This is a genomic window from Wolbachia endosymbiont (group B) of Protocalliphora azurea, assembly GCF_947251865.1.
GTDB lineage: Bacteria > Pseudomonadota > Alphaproteobacteria > Rickettsiales > Anaplasmataceae > Wolbachia.
This window is the reverse complement of sequence record NZ_OX366394.1, coordinates 1287471-1311030: the sequence shown is the minus strand read 5'-3', so window position 1 is coordinate 1311030 and position 23560 is coordinate 1287471. Positions and strand designations below refer to the sequence as shown.

Annotated in this window: 20 protein-coding genes, 1 tRNA gene and 2 pseudogenes; 5 read left to right on the top strand and 18 right to left on the bottom strand. The window is 33.7% G+C overall.

The window, feature by feature from the left end:
• Positions 1–2: 2 nt before the first annotated feature.
• The 4 genes from OPR35_RS06170 to rpmF all read right to left on the bottom strand — a co-directional run bounded on the left by OPR35_RS06170 (position 3) and on the right by rpmF (position 2396).
• Positions 3–76 (bottom strand) — tRNA-Arg (locus tag OPR35_RS06170).
• A gap of 142 nt (positions 77–218) precedes the next feature.
• Positions 219–1175 (bottom strand): beta-ketoacyl-ACP synthase III, encoded by a 957-nt coding sequence (locus OPR35_RS06165; RefSeq protein WP_213863884.1) that lies wholly within the window; start codon positions 1173–1175, stop codon positions 219–221.
• Positions 1168–2205, bottom strand: coding sequence for a phosphate acyltransferase PlsX (gene plsX, locus OPR35_RS06160; RefSeq protein ID WP_006014431.1), 1038 nt, complete (start codon positions 2203–2205; stop codon positions 1168–1170). Before plsX ends, OPR35_RS06165 begins: the two co-directional genes overlap by 8 nt.
• A gap of 8 nt (positions 2206–2213) precedes the next feature.
• Positions 2214–2396 (bottom strand): 50S ribosomal protein L32, encoded by a 183-nt coding sequence (rpmF, locus tag OPR35_RS06155; protein ID WP_006014434.1) that lies wholly within the window; start codon positions 2394–2396, stop codon positions 2214–2216.
• A 231-nt stretch (positions 2397–2627) separates the two neighbouring features.
• Between rpmF and OPR35_RS06150 the strand changes: the two genes are divergently transcribed.
• Both OPR35_RS06150 and OPR35_RS06145 read left to right on the top strand, forming a co-directional pair.
• On the top strand, positions 2628–3410 hold the full coding sequence (locus OPR35_RS06150; protein WP_012481974.1) for an MlaE family ABC transporter permease: 783 nt from the start codon (positions 2628–2630) through the stop codon (positions 3408–3410).
• Complete coding sequence (locus tag OPR35_RS06145) at positions 3403–4104, top strand: ABC transporter ATP-binding protein (RefSeq protein WP_012481975.1); 702 nt, start codon at positions 3403–3405, stop codon at positions 4102–4104. Before OPR35_RS06150 ends, OPR35_RS06145 begins: the two co-directional genes overlap by 8 nt.
• A gap of 279 nt (positions 4105–4383) precedes the next feature.
• Here OPR35_RS06145 and ffh read toward each other — a convergent pair whose 3' ends face one another.
• The 7 genes from ffh to rseP form a co-directional block, all read right to left on the bottom strand.
• A complete protein-coding gene (ffh, locus tag OPR35_RS06140) occupies positions 4384–5727 on the bottom strand; it encodes a signal recognition particle protein (RefSeq protein ID WP_265024806.1) in 1344 nt (447 codons plus the stop codon).
• A complete protein-coding gene (locus OPR35_RS06135; protein ID WP_265024805.1) occupies positions 5712–7271 on the bottom strand; it encodes a proton-conducting transporter transmembrane domain-containing protein in 1560 nt (519 codons plus the stop codon). Before OPR35_RS06135 ends, ffh begins: the two co-directional genes overlap by 16 nt.
• 303 nt (positions 7272–7574) lie before the next feature.
• Positions 7575–10643 carry a WPE palindromic element domain-containing protein gene (locus OPR35_RS06130; protein ID WP_262986222.1) on the bottom strand — a complete coding sequence of 1023 codons (3069 nt, stop codon included), beginning with the start codon at positions 10641–10643 and terminating at the stop codon, positions 7575–7577.
• A 45-nt stretch (positions 10644–10688) separates the two neighbouring features.
• Positions 10689–11120: a 3-hydroxyacyl-ACP dehydratase FabZ gene (gene fabZ, locus OPR35_RS06125; protein WP_006014455.1), complete on the bottom strand. Its 432-nt coding sequence runs from the start codon at positions 11118–11120 to the stop codon at positions 10689–10691.
• Positions 11121–11124: 4 nt separating this feature from the next.
• Complete coding sequence (locus OPR35_RS06120; RefSeq protein ID WP_007302414.1) at positions 11125–11685, bottom strand: OmpH family outer membrane protein; 561 nt, start codon at positions 11683–11685, stop codon at positions 11125–11127.
• Positions 11686–14019 (bottom strand): outer membrane protein assembly factor BamA, encoded by a 2334-nt coding sequence (bamA, locus tag OPR35_RS06115; RefSeq protein ID WP_052265000.1) that lies wholly within the window; start codon positions 14017–14019, stop codon positions 11686–11688.
• Between the two features lie 7 nt (positions 14020–14026).
• Positions 14027–15142: an RIP metalloprotease RseP gene (gene rseP, locus OPR35_RS06110; RefSeq protein WP_007302416.1), complete on the bottom strand. Its 1116-nt coding sequence runs from the start codon at positions 15140–15142 to the stop codon at positions 14027–14029.
• Between the two features lie 99 nt (positions 15143–15241).
• Here rseP and OPR35_RS06105 point away from each other — a divergent pair, with 99 nt between their 5' ends.
• Positions 15242–15508, top strand: coding sequence for a succinate dehydrogenase assembly factor 2 (locus OPR35_RS06105; RefSeq protein ID WP_019236875.1), 267 nt, complete (start codon positions 15242–15244; stop codon positions 15506–15508).
• Here OPR35_RS06105 and OPR35_RS06100 read toward each other — a convergent pair.
• Genes OPR35_RS06100 through OPR35_RS06090 form a run of 3 tightly spaced genes read right to left on the bottom strand, consistent with a single transcriptional unit; the run spans position 15486 to position 17797 of the window.
• The gene (locus OPR35_RS06100; RefSeq protein ID WP_007302417.1) at positions 15486–15803 is read right to left on the bottom strand and encodes a cell division protein ZapA; all 318 of its coding nucleotides are present in this window, start codon (positions 15801–15803) and stop codon (positions 15486–15488) included. The genes OPR35_RS06105 and OPR35_RS06100 overlap by 23 nt on opposite strands.
• Positions 15804–15846: 43 nt before the next feature.
• The gene (locus tag OPR35_RS06095) at positions 15847–16125 is read right to left on the bottom strand and encodes an HU family DNA-binding protein (protein ID WP_007302418.1); all 279 of its coding nucleotides are present in this window, start codon (positions 16123–16125) and stop codon (positions 15847–15849) included.
• Between the two features lie 19 nt (positions 16126–16144).
• A complete protein-coding gene (locus OPR35_RS06090) occupies positions 16145–17797 on the bottom strand; it encodes a 30S ribosomal protein S1 (RefSeq protein WP_265024804.1) in 1653 nt (550 codons plus the stop codon).
• A gap of 103 nt (positions 17798–17900) precedes the next feature.
• Here OPR35_RS06090 and trmB point away from each other — a divergent pair, with 103 nt between their 5' ends.
• The gene (gene trmB / locus OPR35_RS06085) at positions 17901–18545 is read left to right on the top strand and encodes a tRNA (guanosine(46)-N7)-methyltransferase TrmB (protein ID WP_265024803.1); all 645 of its coding nucleotides are present in this window, start codon (positions 17901–17903) and stop codon (positions 18543–18545) included.
• A gap of 208 nt (positions 18546–18753) precedes the next feature.
• On the opposite strand, the gene OPR35_RS06080 is transcribed toward trmB, so the two are convergent.
• On the bottom strand, positions 18754–19275 hold the full coding sequence (locus OPR35_RS06080; RefSeq protein WP_007302421.1) for a pyrimidine dimer DNA glycosylase/endonuclease V: 522 nt from the start codon (positions 19273–19275) through the stop codon (positions 18754–18756).
• Positions 19276–19397: 122 nt separating this feature from the next.
• Positions 19398–20204: pseudogene (terL, locus tag OPR35_RS06075) on the bottom strand (phage terminase large subunit); the annotation flags it as partial.
• Positions 20205–20292: 88 nt separating this feature from the next.
• Between terL and OPR35_RS06070 the strand changes: the two are divergent.
• A protein-coding gene (locus tag OPR35_RS06070; RefSeq protein WP_230608967.1) for an IS630 family transposase occupies positions 20293–21295 on the top strand; the annotation gives its coding sequence in 2 pieces (ribosomal slippage) (positions 20293–20802 and positions 20804–21295; 1002 coding nt in all).
• On the opposite strand, the gene OPR35_RS06065 is transcribed toward OPR35_RS06070, so the two are convergent.
• Positions 21292–22656, bottom strand: coding sequence for an IS110 family RNA-guided transposase (locus tag OPR35_RS06065; RefSeq protein WP_265024801.1), 1365 nt, complete (start codon positions 22654–22656; stop codon positions 21292–21294). The two genes, OPR35_RS06070 and OPR35_RS06065, sit on opposite strands and share 4 nt — an antisense overlap.
• A 268-nt stretch (positions 22657–22924) precedes the next feature.
• Positions 22925–23515: pseudogene (locus OPR35_RS06060) on the bottom strand (phage terminase large subunit); the annotation flags it as partial.
• Between the last annotated feature and the right edge of the window lie 45 nt (positions 23516–23560).

The following is a 23560-nucleotide window of genomic DNA, read 5'->3' as shown; positions in this document are numbered from 1 at the left end:
AATGTGCCCGGTAGGATTCGAACCTACGACCCACAGCTTAGAAGGCTGTTGCTCTATCCAACTGAGCTACGGGCACACATCATATATAAAATGCTTCTTAGTACACGTGAAGTCAAGTATTTCTTGTGAATATAATGTTTGTGATAATATCTCAAAACTTTGTCAGTACAGCATGTAACGATAAAACTGAGAGAAAAGAAGCGTGGGTAATAGGAAGTCTAATAGCGCAGTAACACAGAACCCCAGGTCAGGCCTGCACCTATTGAAATCAGCAGTACCAGATTTCCTGATTTTATTTTTGATTCTTGTATTGCATAGTCTAAGGCCAGTGGAATTGATGCTGCTGAGGTGTTTGCATGCTTATCAACGGTATTAATCACTTTCTCTATAGGAAAATCTAATTTCTTTACTACTGCTTCAATAATACGAATGTTTGCTTGATGGGGAATTAACCAGTCAATATCAATGATTTTCAAATTATTGCATTTCAGAGTTTCCTCTACTGAGGCTGTTAACTTATCCACTGCATGTTTAAACACTTCTCTTCCATTCATAAGTATCTTTCCAGAATCACGAGTAGAGGATACCCCTCCGTTCGTACATAGTATGTCCACATTGCCATCAGAGTGTAAGTTTGTTGATATGATGCCGCTGCTACCCATTTCTGATTTTATTATCACTGCACCAGCACTATCACCAAAGAGTACACAAGTTGACCTATCTTCCCAGTCAACAATCCTAGACATTATTTCAGCACCAATAACGAGCGCATATTTTATTCTATTGTGAGATTTTATGAGCGAATCAGCAACTGTAACTGCATATATAAAACCAGAGCATGCTGCTTGTACATCAAAAGAAAATGCATTTTTACATTTTAACTTACTTTGTACAATCGTTGCACAGCTAGGCAAAGTTTTGTCAGGTGTTGTTGTTGCAACTATGATCAAACCAATTTCATCTATTGAAATTTTCGCTTTTTCTATAGCATTTTTTGCTGCATTAACAGCTAAATCTGACGTTAGTTCTCCTTCATCTGCTATATGTCTTTGAACTATTCCTGTTCTTTGCCGTATCCATTCATCGTTTGTTTCAACTATCAATGCAATTTCGTTATTACTCAAAATTTTTTTTGGTAGGTAAGAACCAGTGCTCAATATGAAACTTTTATTCAATATGACTTACCCCGTTAATTATCTTCTGGTTCAAATTTTCACTGATTGCATTTACTGCAAATTTTATAGCGTGAGCAAAAGAAATAGCATCAGAATTTCCGTGGCTCTTTATAATGATACCATTTAGCCCTAAAAACATAGCTCCACTTCTAATTTTAGGATTAAAACGCTCTAATGCTTTATTTAGCTTGGGTTTTAACAATATGCCGACAAGCATTTTTGTCATCCATGAATTAAATACTTCCTGTTTTATTAGACTGATAAAAGTACCAGCAGTTGCCTCAGCTGTCTTGAGCATTACATTACCAACAAAACCATCAGCAACAATTACGTCTATATTACCATCTAAAAATTCACTTGCCTCTATATATCCTTTGAAGTTAATACTTGGAGCATTTTTGAGTAACTCAAAAGCTCCTCTTACTGAGTCAGTACCTTTCACTTCCTCTGTACCAATGTTTAGCAAAGCGACTTCAGGATTTTCAACTTTTAATGCTATTTTTGCAAATATACTCCCCATTAATGCAAATTGAAATAATGAGTCAGTATTACAGTCAACATTTGCACCAAGATCAAGCAATGCAAAGCTTTTTGTCTTAGTTGGACAGACAGATGCAATAGCAGGACGATAGATATTGGGTAATGTTCCTAAAATAAATCTGGAGATAGCCATCAATGCTCCAGTGTTGCCTGAAGACACCATCCCAAAAGCTTTACCTTTTTTCACTGCTTCAACAGCTGCCTTCATACTTGAATCTTTGCGATGTCTAAGTGCAAAAGAGGGTTTATCATTTGGAAGAACATTATCAGAGCAATGGGTAAATTCGGAGTTATCGCTTACTTTTTTGTATTTTGAGAGCAAAGGAGATATTTCTTTCTGATCTCCATAAATATGAAAAAAAACTTCAACACCTGGGTCAACAAGATTATCCAAGAAAAAACTAGCACCTTGAATTACGGAAAGAGGTGCAAAATCCCCTCCCATAGCATCAAGTGCGATAACTATGTTGTTGTTGACCGTGGGTAACATATCATGAGTTACTCCGCCTTTTGTTTAATGAAAACACGTTTTCCTTTGTAACTATTGTCAACTGCTATGTTGTGAGGCAACATGAATTCTCCAGTTGTTGCACATACTACAATATTCTTAGGCTTAATAGCATGATGAGAACGATGCATATTACGCCTTGACTTTGACTTTTTTCTCTTCGGAACTGCCAAAACTTACTCCAATTCAATTATATAACACAATTTATTAGTAGCATGTTTTTTACAAGGAGTAAATAGCAAAATAAATAAGGTTTTCTTATACAATTCAGTCTTATAAACTTAAACTCAAGCATTTTGATCAAAGTATATTGAACTTAAGACATATCTTGACTATACTCTGGCGAAGTTAATAAAAATTTTAATAAAATCAGTAAAACTAATTTTAGCTAAGATAAATGTAAAGTGAGTTCCTTTAATATAGACAGCGTTAGAATAATCGGTAGATGCTTTATGAACTTTCTGTTGAGGATTGGTAACGCATTTGTATTTTTTATTCAATCTCTATACCACTGCTTTATTCCTCCATATTATTTTAGCAATGTGGCAAGACAAATTATAGAGATAGGCTTTTTCTCTTTGCCAATTGTTGGGCTCACTGGAGTTTTTATAGGAGCAGTGATAGTTTTACAGAGTAGCTTAAGTGGTATATTGATTAATCAAGAACAAGTAGTACCTAAACTTGTTACGATCACTATCATTAAAGAGTTAGGGCCAGTTTTGATCAGCTTAATAATGGTAGGAAAGGTTGGGTCCTCAATTGCAGCAGAAATTGGCACGATGCGCATCACTGAACAAATAGATGCACTTACAACTTTGGACATCAATCCTTTCAAATATTTAATTGTACCAAGAATTCTAGCGTCAGTTATAGTATTTCCAATACTTACAGTATGTGCAGATCTAATAGGAATATTTGGAGGGTATGTCACCGCAGTCTTTGAATTTAACCACAATTTAAATATATACATAAAATATACAGCTCAATTCTTTAATATGTACGATTTTATTGTTGGGCTAATGAAAGCGACTGCTTTTGGAGCCATAATTTCTGTTTCAAGTTGTTATTACGGTTACCATTGTAGGGAAGGTGCACGAGGAGTAGGTATTGCAACAACATCAACTGTTGTTATATCCTCTATATTGATAATTTTAGCAAATTACTTAATTACTTTAATACATGCATAGCCCCATAATATCAATATTGAATATAAGCTTATCCTTTGATGATAGAACGATATTAAACAACATAACTTTCAATATATCGAAAGGAGAATCATTAGTCATACTTGGCGGCTCAGGAAGTGGTAAATCTGTATTAACAAAAATAATTATTGGATTACTGACACCAGACTCAGGGTCTATTAAAATAAATAGTAAAAGCAAAAATAAATTTGGAGTCTTATTTCAAAATTCCGCTTTGTTTGACTACGTTACAGTGTGGGAAAATATATCTTTTAATTATAAAAAACGCTTTAATATCAGCATAAAGGAGGCAAAACGCCTAGCAATTGAGAAGTTAAATGATGTTGGGCTGGAAGAAAACATAGCAGAAATGTTTCCAGTAGAACTATCAGGTGGAATGAAGAAAAGAGTGGCACTTGCAAGAGCAATTGCACACAACCCAGAAATTATTGTATTGGATGAGCCAACTTCAGGATTAGACCCAATCATGTCAGATGTAGTAAACGAGATAATAATAAAATTATCTCAAGATCTTCGTCCTACAATTATCACGATTACACATGATATTCATAGTGCATTTAAAATAGCTGACAAAATAGCAGTATTATATGAAGGGGAGATCATTTCTCACGGAACTGTTCAGGAAATACAAAATACTAACAACGAATATATAAAAAAGTTCATTTATTGTATATAGCTACAGGTTTACAAACGATATTATGGATGCTGTAACTAGCCTAACTTGAGATATCGATAACCTTCGGTCTGTTACTAGTGTAGTGCTACGGTGGTATAGTGTGTTAGCTATAAAACAGCGCATTAAATATAGATAAAGTAACTTGTATCAATTTTGATTATCATGCCAATTCCAACTGAAGAAATTTATTGAATTTATTACTTCACGCTAAAATAATATACTTTACTATTCAACAGCAATTACAACTGATGATTTTATTTCATTCCACTACCTGCTGACTTACTTTCTGCTTAGCATATCCATCAAATCAGATTCTTTGAGTTTACTATGGTCAATTTTACTGAACTTATTCACCATAGAGCTCATTTGATTATACTGCTTAATTAGAAGATTAACGTCAGTTACACTTGTTCCGGACCCCTTAGAAATTCTAAGTCTTCTTTTGCCATTTAAAATATCTGGATTTTGCCTTTCTTTTTCGGTCATTGAGTTTATGATGGCTATATATTTTTTCACTTTATTGTCATCGGGCACACTGCTACTTAGCTTTTTTGTGAATGAACTAGGAATGAATTTCATTATGTTGCTAATGCCATCCATTTTACTCAGAGTCTTTAACATTCCCACTAGGTCGTTTAGGTCGAATTTACCCTTTTTTACTTTCTTTTGTAACTTATCAATTTCTTCCTGACCAACAATCTCAGCAGCTTTTTCAACCAATGATACAACATCACCCATGCTAAGTATCCTTTTTGCAATTCTATCGGGATAAAAATCATCGAGATCACTTAATTTTTCACCACAAGCAATAAATTTAATTGGACAATCGGTGATCATTTTCATAGAAAGAGCAGCACCACCACGTGCATCACCATCAACACGGGTGAGAATAATGCCGGTTACACCTATTACCTCATTGAATGATTTGGCAATGTTGACCGCATCCTGGCCTATCATTGCGTCGGCTACTAAAATAACTTCTGCAGGTGAAGCTATTTCCTTTACGGCTTTCAACTCATTCATCATATTATTGTCAATATGAAGCCTGCCTGCGGTGTCTAGTATTAATACATCATAATTATCGTTCTTTGCTGCTGCCAGTGCCCTTTTTGTAATTGCAATAGGCTCCTCATTTATTACTATAGATAAAGTTTGTACGTCTATCTGTTTACCTAGCACCTCAAGTTGTTTCTGGGCAGCCGGCCTATAAATGTCTAAAGAGGCAAGCATCACTTTTTTCTTTTGCTTTTTTAGCTTGAAAGCAAGCTTTCCTGAGGTAGTTGTTTTACCTGCACCTTGTAAGCCCACCATCATAATCACAGCAGGGGGTTTAACTGCTAGATTTAAGTCACTTTTCTCTGATCCGAGAACTGCAACTAAATTATCCTGCACAATTTTAATTATCATTTGTGCTGGAGAAACACTTTTTATGACTTTTTCCCCAATCACTTTATCTTTAATGTCGTTGATGAATTTTTTTGCAACTTCAAGTGAAACGTCAGCTTCAATTAAAGCTATACGTATTTCACGCATGGCAAGATTAAAATCATCTTCAGAAATGATCGACTTTCCTCTCAGTTTACTAAATACAGAATTTAAACTTTCAGTTAACGATTTAAACATAATAGCATTAGTAGAATACTCATTAAAAAGAGAGAAGAAGCTGAAACAAAACTCACTGAGTTATAACTTAGCACTTCTTTAAGTTTAGTAATATTATTAAAGTATAAATTAGTAAGTGAATTAGTCAAGTTTTGCAGTACGTTGGCAGACATTTCTCTCACTTTAAAGACCAATTGATTGAACAGCAAGACAATATAGGGTACGAAAGCTCTAAAAATCCAATCAATATCCATTTTAAAATTTATTCTTGGGTAAAATAACTTGCGTAAAGGAATAAACAATAAAGTGGTACATAATAACAAATTAAATTGCGACAAAATATTTTTTGTGTTGTACACAAAATCGAAAATCGAAGGGTTATTGTAAATAGGCAAGTAAGGGTTGCCAGCAATTATACATATGAATGCTAAAATAATCATTGTTATTCTACCTTCTTTCCCTTCTGAAGGTTTGGACTTGCTTTTAGCGATAAATATGTAATAGAAAAACTTGAGCCCCACGCTTAAATAAAGCAGTAAATTTAGAATCTTGTATAAATTTTTATACACTTCTAAATTAGCACCACTTGCTTCAATCTCGGCTGTAATGTATGATTTGCTAATAAATCCAACGGTTCCAGGAAATGCAGCCACTGTGAATATCGCAATTATAGCACACATGCCTTCGACTGACATCAATTTACCCACTCCATTAAAACTAATTGTTTTTGTCCGCGAAATAATCGCATTGCTAACCACAAACAATAATGATTGATAAACAAGAGAGAAAATTATGTGTAGCATCAAAATTGGTATTGCCTTTTCCGAAGGGCTGAGTAAACCTCCTGCAATAATCAGCAAGCCCATTTGTCCTACAACATTATAGCATAGAAATCTACGAATATTTTGCTCAAGAAAAGCAAATATAATGCTGTAAATTACAGTGATGGCGCCTACAAGTGCTAATATTTCAGTACAATCTTGCCATAGGGTGTAAGTGTGTAAAAGCATCACTAAAAAAGAGACTTTAGTGGTAAATAAAGAGAGATATGTAGTGCCATGTAGTGATGCAGCAGGATATGCATCAACAACCCAAAACGAAAAAGGAAAACAAGCGCAGTTTATCAATAAACCCAAAATTATCAGGTTAGTGCTTTGAAGTGCCAATCCTGCTGTCAATATAACTCCAACCAAAAAGTGTACACAAGCGTACCTTATTGCAGATCCACTATCTCTACAGCTAGCTGCGATAATAAAAAATGCACTGATGGTCATTAATTCAAAGAATATTATAACCAACATTATCTGCTTGGATAAAATTGCACAGAGTGAGCAGGTAGTATAAGCAAAAAAAGATAGCATCTCTGAAAAAGTCAAATTTTGTGTTGGTAGAACAGCTAAAAATGCAACTGATAAAAAAGATATTAGTACGATACGAAAAGATAAATCAAAATTTAGAACTGGATGAGAGCAATTCAGTGTAGTACCTAAATTTTCAGGTAATATTAGGACTATCACTATTAATGTAGTCAACAGAAATAGCAATAAAAATTTATAAAGTTGCACAATGATGTAAAACAGTATGGTTTATGCTACCTCAACATACAAATAAAATCAATTTGCATATTAACCACTAGTTAAGCTAATTACCATATAATTATATCAGGGTTTAGAAGGTTATAGAGAAACCGGTCAGATTAGGTTTTTAATCTAATCTGACCGATAGCTTTAATAGTGAGGTAAGCTTTAATATAGCACTCCTAATTCACAGTGCTACACTCGTGCATAATTTATTTTTAATTTGTGCACGAGCGTTAGTAAATTATTTACTTTTTGAAATAAAATTTGGCATCACTTTAATATCCAGACTTAGTAAACCTCAGTAGGGCTGCCAGTTGGACCCATAAGAATTACTTGTTCACCTTCTTTAAAACATTTACATAAATTAGTGGAACCGCCAGTTTCAAGCACAATAGTGGAAATAATTCCTTTTTTTTTGTCTACTTCAGTGCCGGTTACAGCTATACCTTCCATAGCAAGGGTTGTATTATTGACTTTTCTGCTATTGATTGCAAAATTTTGCAACCTAAAGAATTGTCCGGGTTTAAAATTTTTTGCCGCAAGTGGTGCTTTGATCACTATTTCCACAACTTTGTCAGTTAAATATTGAATTTTTATAATCTTTGCGGTGAATTGCTCTTTGATTCTATTAAAAAATTTTTCGTTAGCCAGGTGTTCTGATATTATTCCAGCGCGTGACGCTTTAGTGTACAAATGCTGCAATTTGTAGGTAATTCGCATAGTAGGTGGTGTTATGCAAGTAGCTGACACTGGAATCCAGTTCTGACTATACAACCATCTGATGTACTCATTCAAAATTAAGTTTTCTGGATCCCAGTGTCTGGGCACTGGAATGACATCTTTTTTGGTGAAAGTTACTCTTACATTACAACATTCATACAAGTGTGCATATGACTCCGAGATTCTAGCTGGAGTGGGAGAAATGAAGCTAACTCTATTCAAAAGCTGAGAAATGATAGGGTAGCCGTTCTTAGCACTTGCCATAGCTTTCACGACGCTGCCGCTATACGAAGGGTGAAGATCACCAAAAAAGCTAATTGTTTTATTGTCTTGCTTATATACCAATATCCTGTCTTTATCCTGCATCTTAGGAGAAAATACTGGATCTATTTCTTTTCCTAATGAGTTTAAATGAATAAAATATCCATTACTTAGTTGAAAATGCTTTTTATCTTCTGTTGCAATAGCCGTGTTTGGTTCAGTGCCTGCTGCTATGAGAATAGAGCGTGCTTTGATACATTTAATTTCGTGGGATTTTGTATCAATCAGTTTTATCAACTCAGCATGATTATATTTGTCTGTAACAATTTCAATAGGCTCTAAGTTTTCAATGAAGTAGATTCCTTCTGACAATGCATTTTGCACCTCTTCGCTATTTAATCGATAGCTCGGTGAATCTTTTAGCTCTTTTCTGTATATAATTTTCACTCCCCCGAAGCTCTTAGTTAGTTCCAATATTTTTGCTTCTCTATTCTCTTTTTTTGCTAACTCTTGCTCTGCTTGGATCAATTTTGCGTGCGATATAAGCTCATTTGCAATTTCATATTCTTCTTCCGTCCAATCTTTTTCAACATATTTCTTTCCATACTTATCAACTAATATCTCATAACGAAGAAGAAATTTTTCTACTTGAATTGGATAATATGCTAAAGCTTCAGTGGCAGTATCAATTGCAGTGAGTCCTGCACCTATGACAACTATCGGCATGCGAACTTGCAGATTTGCTATGGAGTCGAACTTAAGAGCACCGGTAAGTTGTAATGACATCAGAAAATCAGATGCCATGCGCACTCCGCGAGCCAGCATATTCTTTATTTTGATCATTCGTGGCTTGCCAGAGCCAAGTGCTAGTGCGATGTGATCAAAACCCAAGTTGAAGGCATCATCAACATTAATCGTGCCATCAAAACGAATGCCTCCATAAAGTGCGAAATTCTCACGCCTTTCCAGTAGTAATCTAATAATCTTTAAGTAATTTTTATCCCATCGGGAAGTAATGCCATATTCTGCCACCCCACCAAACCCATCTGCCATGCGTTCACTCAATTTTTCGTGTTTGAAATCTTTAATTAGCTGAAAATTATCGATCAAAGGTTCAATCTTTAGTCCATCAATGGCGATAACGTTATGCCCATCGTTTAATAAATGATGAGCTAAATTAAAACCCGCAGGACCAAGTCCTACAACTAGAACGTTTTTTCCAGTATTTTCTTTTGGCAATGGACGCTGAAAATTTAAAGGATTCCAACGGCTAAGCAGAGAATATATTTCAAATCCGTACGGCAAATTGAGTACGTCGTCCAAAATCCTTGTTTCAACCACTGGCACATTTACAGGCTCTTGTTTCTGATATATGCATGAGTTTATGCAATCATTGCATATTCTATTCCCAGTAGCTGCACATAATGGGTTATCTATCATCACAATTGCAAGACTTGCTATGCTATATCCTTCGCTTTTTACCAAATTCATTTCTGATATTTTCTGCTCTAGTGGGCAGCCGTGCAGCTCAACTCTAAGTGGAGACTTTTTGAAAGTGTTGTCATCATTGATTAGCCCCTTTGAGCAGCTGTCCTTACTTTGCTTATGACAAAATATGCAGTAGTGAGCATTATCTAGTGCTTTATTCAAACTCACCTTTTTGCTTGTTAGATCAAAACCATATCTTCTTTTCACCTCATTTGAATACAGAACCTCAACCTCGTCTACTTCTTTTTTCAAGAATGATACGAGATTTTCGTAATCAATTTTCTTATGTATGCTAAATAGTATACTCTGTTTATTTTTTACTCTCCAAACTGCATATTGAGCCGCAAGTTCTATTTCTTCTTTGTGATCCTCTTTATTTTCAAGCCAACTCATTACCTGCTCAGAAAAGTTTTTTTCTGTTGTCGGTAAAGTAATGAAACTATTTAATTTGTTAGTGACATAATCAATATTTGCTACATCAGTGTATTTCTTCAATGCATAACGCTGAACAAATAATCTTTTGCATCTGTATATTACAGCAAAGTCATTGTGTTTTTCCTTTAACTCTTCTACTTCTTTTTCAATATTGAAAAATTTTGCAATAAATTCATCAAGTAAATGTGAGAGATCCATTATTAACTGGCTATTACAACCATCTTTCATCCAAGCTGGAATCCATCCTTCTTGTTTTCTGGATCCCAGTGTCAAGCACTGGGATGAACACTGGGATGACATCGAAGAAGAAGCTGCTTTTTCTCTTGCTTCAACTAATGAATAAAACAAGCTTTCATCGCACGATTTTATGTAATCCAAAAACGCCTTATCTAACTTTATTAATTCATTACGAGTGTATAAGTTTGAAAATGAGACTTTGAAATTCAGTTGCATCTTTATACTATACAGTGTACATACTGTTTCTTATAGATGAAGATTTTATTTATCTTGCAGTTTTGCTAAGATTGTTGCTCCTGCAACCTCTTCTTTTCCAACAGATGCAACACACTTAAATTTGTATACACCTAAACGCAAACCTTCAAAGTTAGATTGAAGAATTAAGGTATCTCCTGGAGTGACTGGCTTTCTGAATTTTGCGTTTTCAATGGACATAAAGTATACAACTTTATTTTCTACTGTTTTTTTACCGAGAACACATATAGCAGATGCTTGAGCTAAAGACTCAATTATCAAAACTCCTGGCATTATCGGATGGCCAGGAAAATGACCAATAAAAAATTGCTCGTTGAAAGTCACGTTTTTAATTGCTTTTATACTCATACCAGGATCGCATTCTATGACCCTATCTACTAAGAGAAAAGGATAAGAATGTGGTAGTATTTTTATAATATCATTGATATTACATTGCATAAGTCTATTCAATGTTTTGCAAAGCAAATTCGGGTATTTCCTTGTTTACATTTTTTAATACTACATCCGATAAATCTACTTCATCCATAGAGTATAAAACTTGATTCTTTTTTGAAATAAATAGTACCAAATCTATGTTGTTTTTTTCTGCTGTTCTTTTAGCAACTTCTTTTATCTTGTTAAAGACACTTTCTACTGCTTCTCTATAATTTTCTTCTAAATGTGACATTTTCTTAGCGTAATTATCCCTAACACTTACAGTATGCTTACTAAATTGTTCTGTCTTTTCTTTTTTTGCTTCTTCTGACAAAAGGTCAAATTCTTCTTTCGATGGCTTAAATTTTTCTAACTCATTTTCAAATTCCTTCTGTAATCTAGAATTCTGCTCCTTTATTTGTTGTTGTATATTTTGCAGAGCCAGAGATTCATTGATAACCTTATCACTATCAATAATGGCAGCCTTTGTATTAAGCGTGCTCTGAGGTTGATACCCTACAAACTTATACCCCACAAATAAGGAAATAATTAAGGCAATAACTGATGTAAATAACTGTATATATTTCATTTAAATCCCCGCTTCAATAGAAATTTTAACGTTTGTCGATGGTATTATGTCATAAGCTTCCTTTACTAAAGGAAACCCAAAATCTAATCTAATTCTACCAAAAGGAGAAGGCATTGAAAAGCCAAAACCTGGTGATACTCTTATAAGCTTACTATCGTAATATTTCCCACTATATCTCTTCTTTTCATCTAAACCAAAAAGTGTTGCATAGTCAACAAATAGTGAGCCTTTGATACCAGCATAGTCGTATAATTTAGATAGTGGAAAATCTACTTGCTGTGTTAAATTAAAATAAGTTTTGCCTCCCAATGAGCTTTGATTTTTGTCTTCTGCTCTTGGTCCAATGCCGGAAAGGTCAAATCCTCTAATCTCATTACCCCCTTTAAAAAAGTGCTGGCCAATGTTTAGATCTTCATCGGTATAAGAAAAAATATGACCTGCTGCTACTTTAAAGCGCAGTGTTATATCATCATCAATTTTGCTTAATATAGGATGTGTATAAAAAGATAAGAATTCAGATTTTAGGAAATTTACATTTCCTCCCAATCCTGAAATATCCTGATTTAAGCGCAATAAATATCCCTCTTTAGGAGTATAGAGGTTATCCAGTTTATTGTATGATAACGTATATCCCACTGATGAAACCTGATACTCACCTTCTTGATCTCTTATTATCTCAGAGATATCCTCATCTTTTCCACCCTTATTGTCCATGTGTATGTGATTATACTTATAAGAATATTGAAAGGAATTGGTTAGATTTTCTGAGATTTTATATGATACTTTTGCTATTCCTCCCCAGTTGCAGGTATCGAAAGTAGTGTTTGGTTTGTCTTGTTTTTCATAAAAAACACCCATGCCTAGTGAAGTATCAGAGTCGTTAAAATTATTTTCAACAGCGTCTATACTAGTAGAAAGAACATATTGACTTTTTTCAAGAGCAAAAGATACTTCTTTACCACTACCAAATAAATTACGATCTGTGAAATCGGTTTTAACAAATACTCCACCAGGAAGAGACATACCACCTGTTAAAGATAACGAGGCAGTTCTTTTTTCTTTAACATTTAAATCAAGATTCACTGCATTGTCATCCACTGTATAACTATTTATTTTTACTGTTTCAAAGAAATCACTATATATCAATTTTCTACGTGATTTTTGGATCTCAGATGTGTTATATGCGTCACCTTCTGCCATGCTAAGTTTTCTTCTAATTACTTTATCTAAAGTGCGGTCATTGCCATCAATAGTAATTTGGTTTATATAAATCTTTTTACCTGGTAGCACTTTGTAAGTTACATCCACAATATTGTTATGTTGTGTATATTCTGGATTAACTTTTGCAAATATATATCCTTTTTCGCTTAAATGTTTACTTATTTTTTCTGCTGTATTGTTAATTTTAACTCTATTAAATATTTGATTATTTTCCTCTTTGATAAATTCTAATATTTCTTCCCTTAAACTTAAATCCTGAATCTCAGTTTCAATATCAACTTCATTATTTCCAAATAAGTATTGCTGCTTTTCATCAATCAAAAAAGTTAACTCTATTTGGTTATTATTATCAACCTCAACAATTGGTTGGATATTATTTTGAATATATCCCTTAGATGAATAGAAGCGATCAAGCAGTTCTGTGTTAATCAGTAGATATTGAGGTGAATAATGAGTTCCGCTTTTAAAAATGGCTCTAAATAACTTACTAAATATATCATTGCTATGCCTTTTGATAACTTGCTCTAACTCATTTGCTGAAAAGTTTTTATTACCTATAAATCGTAAACCCTTAATTTTAGAAGTTCTTCCTTCTTTTATCTTAAAAATTAGGTTTATCCTATTGCTACCAAGCTTATCTAGCTCATATGCAATTTTAACACCAATTTTACCACTGTTCCTATAAAGAGTAGCTAGATTTATTAAATCGTTTTGTAATTTTGTTTCAGTGAAAATAGTTAGTGATTTTGACTGGATAACGTTATTTAGCAACTCTTTACTGTTAAATAACTTATTGCCTTTCAATATTACTTTGTTAATCAATGGATTCTCATGAATTTTTACTACTAAGTTTTTTTCATCATCGATATAGGCGTTAATACTAGCAAATAACTTTGTTTTATATAAATCTTTTATAACTGAATCTACATCATCATCATTTATATGATTACCTGGTTCTAATTTTGTATAAAACCTTATTGTTTGATCACTTACTCGCTCATTGCCAATATACTTAATATTTTTTATCTGTACTTTTTCCTTATTTTCTAGAGCAACAAGTAGAGTGGGAAAAGAAATAAATATTATTATTAGTATGTGAAATAACTTTTTCATATGTATCTTAAAAAAGATGCCTAATATCATTTGTGATTGCAACTGCCATCAACAAAAACAGTATGGTAGCACCAAAAGTGGCTGCATATTTTTGATATTTCAAACTCAAATCTCTACGTATAACTGCTTCTATAATATAATGAAATAAATGCCCACCATCTAGTAGTGGTATTGGCAGCAAGTTAATTGCAGCTAAATTCGCTGAAATAATTGCCATAAAATATAGAACCATAATAAGTCCCTTTTTAGCTGATTGCCCTGAATATTTTGCAATTTTTATTGGCCCACCTATTTCATTTATACTCCTTTTACCAACAACAATTTGAAAGAGTGCTTTGATTGTTAAACACATAGTGTGGTAGGTTTCATTCACTGATAGGCTAGCAGCTCCAAGAAAAGATGACTGTTTTAACCCTATCATATTAATTGAGGTAATTCCTATAGTTTTTCTTTCTATTATGTTACCAAAGACATCTCTATCCTCAACTGTAAACGGAGTTAGAATAGTTCTGTACTCTTCGTTATTTCTGCTATACTTAATTTCTATTCTTGTTTCAGGGTTGGACATTATCACGCGTGAAATATCTTCAAAGTATTTTATTTTGTACTCATTGATCTGTGTAATAGTGTCACCTGGTAATAGGCCAGCTTGCTTTGCTGCACTTTCTTCAATTACATTACCAATTACTGGTGGAGTACGATAATAACCTGCCACGCTGAAAAATATTGTGAAGGCTATAACGGTAAATATCATGTTTGCAAAAGGCCCTGCAAAAACTATTGCTGCTTTTTGATATCGAGGTTTTGTATGGAATGAGTATAATTTTTCTTCTTCAGTTAATTTTTGTTGATCAACAGGAACGCTTGCTGCATTAGTATCCCCTAACATTTTAACGTAACCACCCAATGGAAAGGCACTTAATTTCCATCTAGTTCCAGACTTGTCGTTAAAACCAAAAATTTCAGGACCAAAGCCTATAGAAAAAGATTCAACTTTAACCTTGCATGCTTTAGCGACAATATAATGCCCACATTCATGCACGAATACTATGATAGAAATTATTAAAGAAAACGATAAAAAATAATATATTCCAGCGCTAAGTTGATGAGAAATTAATTCCACCTATGTTTTAAATCTTAATCAAACGTTGAGTATATTAAAATGCGCCTTGCTTGACAAGTATTTAGTTTAGTCTTTAAATTAAAAAAAAGTTTAATGACAATGATAGATATCTCCTTATTAAGAAGAAAACTGATGTATAGGAGTTGGCATAGGGGTTGTAAAGAAACTGATATACTTTTAGGGCATTTTGCATTGAAATATCTTGATAAATTTTCCTTAAGTGAACTAATTGAATACGAAAAAATAGTTGATCTTGATGATTGCGAATTATATTGTTACATAACTCGTAAGAGACTTCTCCCCCCTGATTTGAGTAGTGAGGTAGTCGATTTGATTGCTTCCTTTAATCACTTATGCACCCAATAATCTTGTTTACCCTATCTAATACTTCAGCATATTCTACTCTTTTTTCCTCCTTATACTTTTTGCATTCTTGATTTATTTCGTCTAATCGCTTTGTTAATTCTAAAATTTTGTCTTCGAGAGTCAATGCTGCAAGTAAGAAATTTAATGCATCTGAGCCCTTACCTCCAGTTCTTTGAGATATGGAGCTAACTAGCTTGTTGAAGCTATTAGCAAGTTGTAATAAATGGTCCTTCTTTTTACTTTCGCAAGATATTTTATATGTGTTATTATGTATAACTATTTCTACTACTTGCATATGATGCTATATTGTACAACTTTCAAATTTACAATATAGATTTTCATTCATTTATCAAGAGGGATAACTTTTTACTGCTACGAAAATAAGTTTTAAAGTATTGATGTTTTGCAACCTTCTGTGACGTCAAATTACTTGCTTCTTTCAAGTTATAGCTTCTAATTGAAAAAGAACCAAACCCCCTGATTTCAACTCTATTATGATATTTTAACGTGTTTGAAAACACTCGAAAAAAACTATCAACTATGGCTGCTATAATAACCTTATCTAACAAAAGGTTTTTTTTTGCCACTTTTGCTATTATATCAGATTTCGTTGCCATTTATATGAAGCACAAGAAGTTATTTGGCAGATAATATTATATTATATTTTTCAACACCTACTACTTCAACTTGTATTTTTTCTGATATAGAAAACTTTTTATTTTCTGGTAAATGCTCTTGATCTACTAAAAGGGTTACATTGTTCTCAATTTCAACGATTAGACCATTTTCCTCTCTCTTACTTACAGTAACCTGAATTTTATCCCCTACTTTAACTTTCTCTATCAGTTCTTCAAGAGGATCATACTCTATTTGTTTTACTCCAAGATAAATTCTTGTCCGATCTACGTTAGCCCTTATCACTTTTGCTTCTATTTCATCACCTACATTATACTTTTTTATCTCATCTGAATTGTTTTTCGACCAACTTAGATTTTGCATATAAATTGTTCCTTCTACGTCCTCAGATATCTCAGAATTATCAAAAGTCACAGATATTTGTGAACCATTGTTGCTTTTAACTTTACCAGAAACAATAGAACCAAGAGGATATTTATCAATAAATACTTGCCAAGGATTCTCTACGCACCTTTTTGTGCTTAAACTCATCTTATTTTTAATAATGTCAATACCGAGAATTTTTACATCCACTTTTTGTCCTATTGTTACAAAACTACTAATTGGTAAATTACTCTTGCTCCAAGTTATTTCTGATGAGTGTACCAAACCCGCAATCCCAGGTTTAATCTCAACAATGAATCCACAATCTTTTATACCCGTTACGCATCCTTTGTGTACGCTGTTAATTGGGCATTTTGACTCTAGATCTTGCCAAGGATTGTCTCCTAATTGTTTTACACCCAGGGAGATTTTTCCATTTTCTCTATCTATTTTTATAATTTTAGTTTTTATATGCTGACCACAAGAAAAAATTGCAGATGGATGACTTACATTACTCCAAGAGATATCTGTAATATGTAGCAGTCCATCTATAACTCCCACTGTATCTGATTCATGAATGCCAACAAATGCACCGTAGTGAGTGATGCTTTTTATTTTGCCTTCTACTACATCACCTTCATTTAAAGATTCTAAAAACTTAATTTTTTCACCAGCATGCAACTTCTCTAATACCAGCTTTCTTGATACTACAATATTCCCCTGCTTCTTATCCATTTTAAGAACGATGAATTTTTGTTCAGTTTCAATAAGGTGATTAGCATCTTTTATTTGCTTCAAATCCACATGACTCAGAGGTAAAAACGCACTTATTCCATCACCAAGATCAACAATAAAACCGCATTTAATTGAGCGTTTAATGATTCCTGTTACTTCATCTTTTGTAATTGCGCTTTCTTCCAATTTATTCCATTTTTCGTCTCTGATTGCTTTCTCACGACTAAGAACAACATTACCATGGTAATCTTCAATTCTTTCAACATAAACTCTAATTTTCGAGCCAACAGTGATATCATCATTACAACTGAGCTCCTTAATCAGAATTCTTCCGTCTGACTTTAAACCAACATCAACCACAATATCATTAGAATTTCTTCTTGTGATTATACCTTCTACCACATCTCCTTCTTTGATTTTGTTAGCAAAAGAATCTTCACAAAAGTCATTGTCTTGATTATCAAATTGATCTTGAAATATCTCTTCTATGAACCTATTTGATGATAGCCTCTTGATAGCAACTGTACTTTCCATACCTTTTAATTTTAACTTCATTAGAACTCATATATTATATAATATTAATAATTAGTGACAAGTAAATTCTCATTAATTCATTTCGAGAATTGTTTAAGCTATAAAAGATTAAGTTATGTAAGATATGTTATCTAGGAATAATAATTGGATTAGGTCATTTTCCAGAAGATCTAGGTTGAAGTTGAATGTTTTGGAGAAGTATTCTATTAAAAACAGCAAGGAATCTATAAAAAAGATCGTAGACTTACAAAAAAGAATACGAGTAGAAATAGGTTTCGGTAATGGTGAAAATATGCTCTATCAGGCATTCAATGAATCTGATCTATTATTTATAGGATGTGAGCCTTATTTAAAGGGGGTCTCTTCCTTGCTAAAAAGCATAGAAGCACACAGCATAAAAAATATTTTAATATGGACAGAAGATGCAAGAGAATTAATTGCCAATTTTCCTGACAACAGTGTTGAAAAATTCTTTATTCTCTTTCCAGATCCATGGCCAAAAAGAAGTCACAACAAAAGACGGTTAATTAATACGGAATTTTTAAATTTATTAGCAAAAAAAATACTTGTCACAGGTGAAATATTTATTGCAACTGATCATCAGGATTATGCAGAGTGGATAGAGTTACATATAAAGCAGTGTAATTTTTTAACCTATAAGGAAGATAGTTTTGCAAATTATACCCCAACAAAATACCACAGAAAAGCGCTAGAATATCAGCGTAAAATAAAGTTTTTTAAAGTAAATGTTATATCTAAACTGACTTAGATTTACCTCTGCTTGTTAGTACAGATGTGTACATGACACTCTATAGTGCAAGTAGCCTACCATATACTGGGAATAACAGTTTACTGAATTCTTTAATCTCACAAATAGAAAGATCAATAAACTTGATAAACATCAACATTATCAGCCAGCATTGCTTTTGCAACTTCAATTCTACCTTTTTTATGATCGGTTTGGATAATTTTATAACCTATAGCATTTTGTCTAGCAACCAATCTGGTGCTTCTCTACCTTTTTCCCACTTAGCAAATCTCATCTTTTCTTTTAGGTAATATTCTCTATATGCTTCTATTGGGTTATTACATTTATATCGATCAGGTAACGCTTGTGTAAAAGCTTGTATATCAGCTGATCGAAATATTAGCAAATCCTTGTTATTATCGCACCAATCTATAACTTCTTCGGATTTATGCGTTCTTTTGTATCGCAAGCTATATTCTATACACAATTCTTTTCCATGTTTTATTAACCAATCAAAGTTTCCTTTTGATTGTCTAGCCCATAAAGAACAAGGATGGTTTTTGTGAGTAAGTTTATATGGAACTTCTATATTCTGGTTTGTAATGCTGACTAAAGGATTTGGCTCTTTTAATGCTATTGAAAAAACACTGCTAAGCAATTGAGCAGTTTCTAGCGGCATTTTTACTATGTGCTTATCGCATAACATTTGTGCTGCAGTTACAGGATTTTCGTCTAATATAAAGATATTCATCTAAGCACCCAGAGATAGAATTTTTGCGTAGTATTTATTTCAATAAACCCTAAAATATCATTCAGAAAATGGATAAAACTCAGTTAAAAAAATTATACACAATTCCGAGGAACCTTTTCAAGCTACAATGAACGTATAGCTACCACTCTAGCAATATTATTTCTCACCCACTGAAGATATTGCACGGTACTGTCTACTTGATCGTCGTGACGGATTTCTGGAAACATTAAAATCTCATACTCAAAGTCGCTAAGCCATACTGCTTGGTTAGGGAGAAAAACCCGCTCAGATTCTATAATTGGGACAATTCGGTGAAATCGAGTTAATTTGTCATCATGTGGTACTATTTGAATAATAGGTAAATCACTGTTTTTCCTGAGCTCCTGAACCAATTGCTGACCGCTTGCTTTTGCTTCGATTAAAATTGCGTGTGGCTTCCACCTTGCAGCCAGCGACAGAACTTTCTCTTTAAGTTTTGGATATTCAAGTTTTGCGCGATATACATCGAGTAAATAGAATGTATTATCTACTTTTGTCCAGGTAGTGCAGACACTAAAGTCACTTGTATTGTTTGTTGAAATTGCAGTATCCCAACTTTGTGTTACATGCAAGAGGCTATCAGGAAAATTTTTATAGCGCTTCAACCACTCTCGTTTAATTATAGCACTTGAAAGTGGTAGAGGGTTTTGTTGGTATTGAGCAGCAAAACCATAACTCCCAAGTTCAGCTTTTATCATCTCAATTTCTTCTTTTCCTTCAGTTAGGGAATACAACAATTGACCTTCTTTTCTTGAGTATATTTCCTGTTCATGCTCTGGAATATGATTATTAACTGAATAAATAATCTCCTTATCTTCAGCTATTATTGGTAAACAGACATGATGCCATATGTTTCTTGGTTTACAGAGGAGGTGACCAGTTAAATCTTCTCCTAATACCAATTCCCACTATGCAAAGAACAGATAGACAATAATGGGAAAGAAGTGATAATAAAGTAGATAAAATAGAGAGGTATAAATGGCATTAAGGTCAAAACTATTAGACGAAAAAGTTGTAAATTTGGCGAAAGAAATGTTAAAAAAGGTCAGAAATAACGCATATGTTTCAAAAAAGTTACAAGCGGTGATAGCAGGAAAAGAAAGTAGTATAAGCGCTGTGGCAAGAATATGTAAAATTTCAAGGACTGCTTTGACTGAATGGATAAAGCATCTAAAATTTGGTAGAGTAGAAAGATTATTTGCCCCGTCTCAGCGGCGAAGAAAAAGCAAATTAAAGAAAAATCAACGTGAGCAAATTGAAATATGGGTAGAAAGAAATCCAAATATTACTATTAAGGAAGTGCAGATAAAAATCTCAGAGGAATTTGGCCTAAACATTAGCAAATCAACAGTGCACCGTGAGATACAAAGGATGAAATTTTCTTATATAACACCGAGGCCAATGCACCATAAACAAGATAAAAACAAGCAAGAAGAGTTTAAAAAATACTTCAATAAAATAGTCAATTCCCACCCTGAAAAAGAGGTGTTTTTTTGATGAATCACGATTTGGAACTCATTCAAAAATCGGACACGGATGGTTTAAAAAAGGGGTCAGAACGCAGGTTAAAATGAAAATTGGTAGACAAAATTTCTATATCTACAGTGCGGTAAATCCAAGAAGTGGTAAGAAAATCAGCCTACTTGCTCCATATGTAAACACTGATTGTATGAATATATTTCTGGAGCAGATGTCGAAAGATTTAGGCACGAAAAAAGCCTTTCTTGTAATGGATTGTGCAAGTTGGCATAGATCAAAAAGTTTGAAATTTCAGGAAAACATTACCATTATATACTTGCCTCCTTATTCACCGGAACTGAATCCTGTTGAGAGGTTGTGGCAATATATCAAATACAATACTTTACGTAACAGAGTCTACGATACCATAGGCTTACTTGCAGATGTTCTGTGTAATTTTATTGTCAGTATTTCCAGCACTACTATTAAACGAGTTTGTAATGTTTCTTATTTGTTCGATTAGTAATGGAATTTGGTATAAGAAACTCCATTAATCAACTCTTCTTGTTGAACTAGTGTGTAGCCAAACTCCTGCGCTTTTTTGATCAAATTTTTCACAATTTTCTCTTTGTAGCGTGTTTCATAATAACTCATTCCTTTTTCCACATACTCTTGTCCATATTTCAACATTTGGTAAAAAATACATGCTAATTTTCTTGCTGTGGCAGTAATTGCTTTTATTGCTCCTAGCCGTCTTTTTAATCTCCTACAATATGCACCTAATGCACTTTTGCTATTTCCCACAGCATAAGCAGCCATTCGCAGGGCATTTGTAGCGCGATTAATGACTTTACGAGTTTTTGTCCCAAATACTTTTTCTCCTGTGATCTTGTTAGCAGGGCTAAGTCCTAACCATGAAGTAAAGTGCTTTTCTGATTGCCACTTATTATGGTTAATGCCAACTTCTGAAATAATAGTTTGTACAGTTAGTATATCAAATCCAGGAATTTTAGTAAAATCTATTCCGGTTATCCTATACAATTTCTCACGCAAGGTGAAGTTTGGTCTGCCTTTTCTAGACTTGTTTTTTTCCTTACCTAACTCTTTACTCTCATCGGACTTTGTTTCAAATGTTTTATAGTAATTTTCTATGCTTTTATCACATTCAGTTATTTGCTCTTGAAAAAAAGTATATGCTGTATATTCTTGTTTCAGTACAAATAAATGTTCTTCTCTATAATCGCCTGTTAATGCTTTTGCTATAGTAGCTTTATCGTTCTTCATATTCACACTTCTGAATTCAGCTAGCTTCTCGGGATTCTTTTCACCTTCTACTATTGCTTTAATAATTTGCATTCCTGTGACGCCAGTGATATCGCTTATTACTTTATGTAAATGAATATTCATTTGTACCAACACCTTTTGCATACGATTAATATGTGTAGCAGCATTTTCAATTAAGTTTTTACGTTGCCGCACATAACTACGCAATACACACATTTGATTATCTGGCCTAAATGATCCTTCGATTAACCCATAACTGTGTAGTTGTTGAAGCCATTGGCAGTCCTGGACATCTGACTTTCTTCCAGGTACATTTTTTACATGTCTTGCATTTGCAAGTTTTACTTCAAGTCCATATGATTCAAGTACTTGAAACAAAGGAATCCAGTACACTCCGGTTGACTCCATGGCTACTGTAGTAACTTCACACTTTTTTAGCCATTTTGCTATGTTATGAAGATCCTCTGTAAAACAGCTAAATTTTTGTATATGCTGTTCATCACTTCCTTCTGGCACACACACATAATGTATAGCTGAACCAACATCTATTCCTGCTGCGTTAGGGTTCATTATTTCTAATTTACTTTTTGTTTTTTTCATGGTAACTCCTTCATATAATTTATAGCAGGGAAACACTTCAGCTTGGGACGGTTGATATAATACAATCTCCTAACCGAGGTAGTCTAAGGACTCCATCAATGATTTGACCGTTCCTCCAAAACCATGCTAAACGACGGGCACTTATGGCACCAGTGAAGATTCCGGTTATAACTGCATGAGGCGCTTCCTTCACAACTATACTTAAAACTACTAGAAACTTAAATTGATGAGTTTCTTCCTGGTTTGACAGATTCATTTTGTTCGATGCTAAATGGAGTCTGTGCATCACAAGAACGATAACTCCTTTTTTTCTGTCGTTGAGCCTGGTTACTAAAGCCTGATCAAACCAGTTTGCAGCACGCTTTCTAAATGTTTCGCTCAAAGCTTGTGCGGGACTTAGTGGATCATCCACGATAATGAAATCTCCACCTTCACCGGTTAATGTTCCCCCAACTGAGGTTGCAATCCTACATCCTCTTTGCACTGTTTGAAATTTATATTTAGTGTTTTGATCTTTGCATAATTCTACTTTCGGAAATAGCTCTCTATACCAATCAGATTGCATTATGCACCTTGTATCGAGTGAGTGCTTTTCGCTGAGGAGCCGAGAATAACTTGCAACTATTATTCTTGCAGTTGGCTGATTTCCGAGTATCCATGCGGGCCATGCAACACTTACACAAATGGACTTCATTGAACGCGGCGGCATATTGAATATTATTCTTCTTGCTTCACCAGCGCTTGCTGCTTCAAGCCTGTCTGCTATGACTTTTATATATTGATAATCATTATACTCACACCCCGGCACTACCGTTTGAAAGCATAATTCAATGAATTTTAAAAAGTTTATATTGTTCATAAAATTGAGATTTTGTTGATTTTTTAAGATTTTTTTGTATAATTA

Coding starts and splice junctions, on each gene's coding strand:
- plsX (WP_006014431.1), bottom strand. CDS start 2,205: ATGTTACCCACGGTCAACAACAACATAGTTATCGCACTTGATGCTATG.
- OPR35_RS06145 (WP_012481975.1), top strand. CDS start 3,403: ATGCATAGCCCCATAATATCAATATTGAATATAAGCTTATCCTTTGAT.
- ffh (WP_265024806.1), bottom strand. CDS start 5,727: ATGTTTAAATCGTTAACTGAAAGTTTAAATTCTGTATTTAGTAAACTG.
- OPR35_RS06130 (WP_262986222.1), bottom strand. CDS start 10,643: ATGCAACTGAATTTCAAAGTCTCATTTTCAAACTTATACACTCGTAAT.
- fabZ (WP_006014455.1), bottom strand. CDS start 11,120: ATGCAATGTAATATCAATGATATTATAAAAATACTACCACATTCTTAT.
- OPR35_RS06120 (WP_007302414.1), bottom strand. CDS start 11,685: ATGAAATATATACAGTTATTTACATCAGTTATTGCCTTAATTATTTCC.
- bamA (WP_052265000.1), bottom strand. CDS start 14,019: ATGAAAAAGTTATTTCACATACTAATAATAATATTTATTTCTTTTCCC.
- OPR35_RS06105 (WP_019236875.1), top strand. CDS start 15,242: ATGATAGATATCTCCTTATTAAGAAGAAAACTGATGTATAGGAGTTGG.
- OPR35_RS06100 (WP_007302417.1), bottom strand. CDS start 15,803: ATGCAAGTAGTAGAAATAGTTATACATAATAACACATATAAAATATCT.
- OPR35_RS06095 (WP_007302418.1), bottom strand. CDS start 16,125: ATGGCAACGAAATCTGATATAATAGCAAAAGTGGCAAAAAAAAACCTT.
- OPR35_RS06090 (WP_265024804.1), bottom strand. CDS start 17,797: ATGAAGTTAAAATTAAAAGGTATGGAAAGTACAGTTGCTATCAAGAGG.
- trmB (WP_265024803.1), top strand. CDS start 17,901: ATGTTATCTAGGAATAATAATTGGATTAGGTCATTTTCCAGAAGATCT.
- OPR35_RS06080 (WP_007302421.1), bottom strand. CDS start 19,275: ATGAATATCTTTATATTAGACGAAAATCCTGTAACTGCAGCACAAATG.
- OPR35_RS06065 (WP_265024801.1), bottom strand. CDS start 22,656: ATGAAAAAAACAAAAAGTAAATTAGAAATAATGAACCCTAACGCAGCA.